Raw genomic sequence first — 2,616 nt, 5'->3', positions numbered from 1 at the left:
CAGCCTGAAAATTGCTACTCACATTAGAAAATTGAATTGAATAATCTGGCCATTTTGGGCCTGACTTGATCTATTGCAATTTATGGCAAAAGCGGCCCAAAACAATTTATTATCTTAAGCTACCTTTTGTTTTACCAAAATTCTCAACAAAAACCGTATCATTTCGAACTTTAGTTTTTGAATAATTTATTGGTGGATACTCGAGGTGATTCTGAAAATACCACCAAAGTAGCTGACCTTCAGACTGTCTCAAAGAGTTACCAAAATTCCTAAAGGGGCTAACGAATATTGATATAGGACCATATTTAGAAACTATATGGTTAAACTTAAGGTTGTTTGCTTTAGATGTTGAGTGCAGGTTTGCATATTTATAGTACCGACTCTTTATCGAGTTCTTAGTTTGGCCAATGTATAAAATTCTGCTTTTCCCACTTAGTCTTGGGATTTCTTTTGACGCGGCCCAAATATATACGATTTCTTTGTATTTTGATGCCTCAGCTGATCCGTAAACTAGCTCAAAACTATCTTTTGTGATCGATTCAATTTTACCTGGCAATTCAGTAAAACCAGTCAGGTCACCACTTAGATATTTATGGTTTAATTCCATTATTCGCCGACAATTACTCTAATTTCCTAACACGGATTTCTCTATAGTGTTCCCATTGTATAGGTGACTTACTACAGAAAATATTTCAGGTTTATTTTTTTGTAGAATTTCGCCGTCCAATTTTGAATATACATAAAATGAAGAATAAAATGTTCCCCAAAATCCAACGGACAGAATAAGAATATCTGAGAAAAATGTTTTAGGTATATACCAAAGATCACTGAGTTGAGCATAAGTCATAATCCATGCAGAAACATCAACCATCTCAGACCTGAAGTTTTCCACACATACTACCCAGATACTTATGGCTGCAAAAGTCCCGATGACAAAACACTTTCTTTTGATCAAAATATTTAAGTAACTATCGATTTCTCCAAGATAATCACCGTAACGGAGGTGCACTACTTTTTTGATATTGTTTATTTCACCCTCTAGCTTTTCTACTAATGAAGAGAGCTTATCCAAAGTTATTTGCTTCTTACTTCTAGCTTTTGCAATTTCGATTATTAGCTTTTCTTCTTCTAACCTTAACTCTTTTATTTTATCTGTCGCCGCAACCCCTGCCTTACTCCTTTTGCTTAATGATCCGTTTTTATTGGTAGAAACCCCATTGGAAATAGCTTCCTCCTTAATTCTATTAGCCTTAGATGTAAGCTCTTCCTTTTTTTCTTGAAGCTTTAAAATAAGTTGTTCGACAGGTTCCAAATTTCTATAAGCTTTAGCTGTATAGGTTTTTATTGAACCTTCGATATGATCAATTTTATCAAGCTCGTCTTTAGTAGGTCCCATTTGGCTTTCAGTTGGTAGACTGACCTGAGCTCGATCAAATAGCAAACCTACTAACATTGTAATATAAGCAATTATACCGAGAATGCCGATTAAGACCCCCGCTACAGCTACAATATAAAATAAAATAAGTAGTTTGATTGTAGGTGCTGCTGCACTATTATTTTGTCGCATAAATATTTCCTTTATCCAATGCGCTTAAGTCTATTACTAATTATGGGGAAACTGCGGTAACCTCGAACGGGAATCATGTCAGGAGAAAATATTTCGCCTTCCTTTTTATAGGTTACTCGAGATATCAAAGGAATTGCCACCATTAAAAAGAACACTGCTAAGGCTCTATTTGTTTTTCTTTGTTCTCGTTTATCACCCGAAGGATTCATTGTTTGCCAAAAAGCTAAAGCCACCAGGGAACCCCAGGCTATTTTAGTCGGAACAATAATCGGCAACATCCAACGAATACCGCTTTTCCAAGTTCTATGAATTACGTACAGCATAATAAAGACGGCTGGTCCCAGTACTAAAAACAAGTGTAGGTTACCGTGAATTCCTACCATCCTGCATACGAACTCCATTGCAAAAGGGATGGCTACAACACCTAGACAATAAGCTACATCATCATAGTCATAAAATACTGGAGTTTTACGCATAACGCCTAATATTGTTCCTATGGCTATACATAATATCGTCACTATTATTAAATGACTCTTCCACATAGACTTTTCAAAGACTGCCATCTTTTCTTCTATTCTGGTTAAAGCGTTATCTTTCAATTCTATGCTAGTGATCAATTGAGCAAGCTCTTCAGCTTTTGTAGGGTCAAATGCTTGATTCGTTGTTTCAGAAATATAATTTTGAAGCTCTTGGTAAGCATTTTTACTTTTGAGAATCCTTTCTCTCTCTGGGATGAGCTGATCGGAAATTATTCCATCTATAATATTAAAGTGGCTTTCAACTTTCTTTATGACGCTTTTGTTATCAGAATTGAGTAGCTCACGAAGTCTTGCTCTGTTATTTTTATAATTTTCAAGGTTAGCAATTAACCGTAGCTTTTTATCTCCATCCTTTTCTTGCTTAACTTCCAGAAAGCTCTCGTTAAACCAGTTATATGACTGGGCTATTGCGTCATCTGTATGTACTTCTTCTGCTAATATATAGTTTTCTATTTTTTTAAGGTTGCTCTCTAATGTCAGGATAAATTCTTCTCGGCCCTTATCATAACC

General features: G+C 35.5%; 3 protein-coding genes. All 3 read right to left on the bottom strand.

Features of this window, described 5'->3' with window-relative positions; genetic code table 11:
• Positions 1-109 precede the first annotated feature (109 nt).
• Positions 110-607, bottom strand: coding sequence for a hypothetical protein (locus A3763_RS14660; protein ID WP_068633245.1), 498 nt, complete (start codon positions 605-607; stop codon positions 110-112).
• Positions 608-625: 18 nt separating this feature from the next.
• A complete protein-coding gene (locus A3763_RS14655) occupies positions 626-1,567 on the bottom strand; it encodes a hypothetical protein (RefSeq protein ID WP_068633247.1) in 942 nt (313 codons plus the stop codon).
• 11 nt (positions 1,568-1,578) lie between these two features.
• Positions 1,579-2,616, bottom strand: a 1,038-nt coding sequence (locus tag A3763_RS28695; protein ID WP_197482915.1) for a hypothetical protein, incomplete at its 5' end; no start/stop codon positions are given.

The organism is Oleiphilus sp. HI0128, from assembly GCF_001635365.1.
Note: the sequence above shows the minus strand (reverse complement) of the source record. Positions and strands in the feature narration are given on the sequence as shown.

Coding starts and splice junctions, on each gene's coding strand:
- A3763_RS14660 (WP_068633245.1), bottom strand. CDS start 607: ATGGAATTAAACCATAAATATCTAAGTGGTGACCTGACTGGTTTTACT.
- A3763_RS14655 (WP_068633247.1), bottom strand. CDS start 1,567: ATGCGACAAAATAATAGTGCAGCAGCACCTACAATCAAACTACTTATT.